Raw genomic sequence first — 2446 nt, forward strand, 5'->3', positions numbered from 1 at the left:
TTAGGCTTGAGCAAACTAGTACTTATTGCTTCAGGGACTAGTAAAATTCGCAGTGTTTTGAGTGGACGCGCGCATAGATAATAGCTGAACAAACCAAAAATGAGACTGTGATATGACTTCAAACAATTTATACACAAAACAAAATCAAACTGGCACTACTGCATTTAAGCCGGCTCATTTTTCATCAAATATGATTCAAGGTAAACAACCACAACCAATACAAACTGACGTCCGCTTTATTGTTCAGTACAAACCTAAATTCTGTATACGCACAAAACGCGTAGTGGGTGTTGAGCCACAAGTTTGGCTGAAAAGTGTCATCGACAACTCTACTAGACCCTGCGACCCAAGCTTACACTACACAGATCAAGTGGTAGAAAGAATGACTATGTTCTCTCTAAAACAATCTCTTCACGATTGTTCATTATGGGGCAAGATGGGACTAGAACTGGATCTGGTTGTTAATGTATCTGCAAAACAGATCTGCGAGGCTGCATTTCCTCAGGTTGTTAGCAACCTTTTGGAACACTATCGTATATCATCAAAGAGACTCACTTTGAATGTTTTGCCCTGTCGTTCTCGTTATGAAGAGGACAAACTCGTCGCTTCACTGGCGATCTTAAACTTGTTAGGCATTAAATTGTCTTTGGGACAATTTGGAGGAGAGTCCGCAAGTGTGACACTTCTAGGCATTGCCAAGTTTACAGAAGTTAAGATCGATAGTTCTATAATCGACAAAATCAGCTACTCACACAAGAGCAAAGAAATTCTTCTTACATTAATTTCTTTGGCAAAAAGGCTCAATTTAAAAGTGGTAGCTGATGGGATTAAATACAGCTATCAAAGCGATATATTACGAAAGCATGGTATTGACTACATTCAAGGGGAAGAACTCTCGCAACAACTCACCTCCTTAGAGATTATTGAACTGTCATCCAAGTTCCAACAGGCTTCTTAAACGAAATCAATAAACTTGTATACATAAAAAGAGCCGCTGAAAGGCAGCTCTTGATTTGAACAGAAACAACTACTCTTAACCCATCTTTTATAAAGGAAGCTCTACAGTAATGGTGGTGCCTTCATCATTGGATTCAATGTCGAATTTAGCATTTATTAACCGTGCTCTTTCGGTCATACTTTGTAGTCCAAGTCCAGGTGACTTCATCGCTTCAGCAACATCAAACCCAATACCGTCATCCATAATTTTGAAAACTAGGTTCTGGTTAATTACATTAAGAGTGACAAGTACTTTCGTCGCCTCTGAATATTTAGCGATGTTCCGTAATGCTTCTTGGGTTATTCTGAATAACCCAAGCTCAGACGCTTTGTCGAGGTCAAGTTTGGTTGACGTTGTCTCAAAGTGAACCGCAATCATCTCCCTATCGGCATAGCTGCCAATTTCTGATTGCAATGCATCTATTAAGCCTAAATCATCCAGTATTGAAGGGTGTAACCTTCTCGATAAACCATGAATATCATTGGCCACCGAAACTATGTCTCTTTTTACTGATCCAAGACGCTCTTTGGCAGGAAGAAGCGATTCGTCCAACTCAAGCGTAGCGATTGAAATTGACAGCACCGCCAATCGCTGGCTCAAATCATCGTGTAACTCACGTGCTACACGTCTTCTTTCTTCTTCTTGTACATACAATAGCTTCGATGTGAGATTTCTGAGCTCGGTTTCGTTCTGCTGAACTTGTAGCTCGACCAATTTTTGTTCAGTAATATCCTGAACAGTACCTCGAGCCGACATTAACTTACCATCTTTACCTAAAGTCAGCTCAGCGACTTCTCTGACCCACTTCTGTTCATCATCGACAACAATACGATATTCATGTTGGAAAATGCCCGTTTTCAACGCCAGCTTCCAACTATTTTTTACTTCTTCCCTATCATCTGGATAGATATATCTGGTGTAATCGTCTTGTGTTAACGGTATTCCTTTCGCCAATCCAAGTAGCACTCGAATTTGAGGTGAAATTTGCTCTAGTTGTCGATCTGCATTTAATTCCCAGCTACCAACCCTTGCAACACGCTGTGCATTATTAAGACGTTCATCATTTTTAGACAACAACTTAATTGTCTTCGCTTTATTGATGGTCAAGATCGTCGTGATAAAAACAACGCCAACTAGACTCAGGCCAAATATCCAATAAAATATCGAGCTCCAGTCCGTACGGTGTACAACCTTAATCTTGGTCCACTTATCCATTATCTTATTTATTTCATTCTCACCCAGATCTTTGATTAGCTTATTGAATAGAGTCAATAGCTCTGGTTTTGCTGGATGAACGGCAATTGCTAGCTCAAATTTAAATTCAGTCTCTGCAGATTTTACTATGTGCTCTAGAGGCGTTGTTGATCAAATCAGCTTGAAGATCAACGATGCCATATTTGACTAGCCGTTAGCTTCTAACGGGCATACCTAGTCCTATGACTTTGTTTA

The 2446-nt window shown here is 40.0% G+C and carries 2 protein-coding genes; one reads left to right on the plus strand and one right to left on the minus strand.

Features of this window, described 5'->3' with window-relative positions; translation table 11 throughout:
• Nucleotides 1-112: 112 nt before the first annotated feature.
• Nucleotides 113-958 carry an EAL domain-containing protein gene (locus IQQ51_RS17095; protein ID WP_048614887.1) on the plus strand — a complete coding sequence of 282 codons (846 nt, stop codon included), beginning with the start codon at nucleotides 113-115 and terminating at the stop codon, nucleotides 956-958.
• A gap of 87 nt (nucleotides 959-1045) precedes the next feature.
• Here IQQ51_RS17095 and IQQ51_RS17100 read toward each other — a convergent pair whose 3' ends face one another.
• A complete protein-coding gene (locus IQQ51_RS17100; RefSeq protein WP_193841639.1) occupies nucleotides 1046-2212 on the minus strand; it encodes a sensor histidine kinase in 1167 nt (388 codons plus the stop codon).
• Between the last annotated feature and the right edge of the window lie 234 nt (nucleotides 2213-2446).

Origin of the sequence: Vibrio sp. OPT18, from assembly GCF_015163615.1 — a bacterium.
Lineage (GTDB): Bacteria > Pseudomonadota > Gammaproteobacteria > Enterobacterales > Vibrionaceae > Vibrio > Vibrio coralliirubri.

What these genes read in the sequence shown, in the direction of transcription:
- IQQ51_RS17095 (WP_048614887.1), top strand. Translation starts at nt 113, where the DNA reads ATGACTTCAAACAATTTATACACAAAACAAAATCAAACTGGCACTACT.
- IQQ51_RS17100 (WP_193841639.1), bottom strand. Translation starts at nt 2,212, where the DNA reads ATGGATAAGTGGACCAAGATTAAGGTTGTACACCGTACGGACTGGAGC.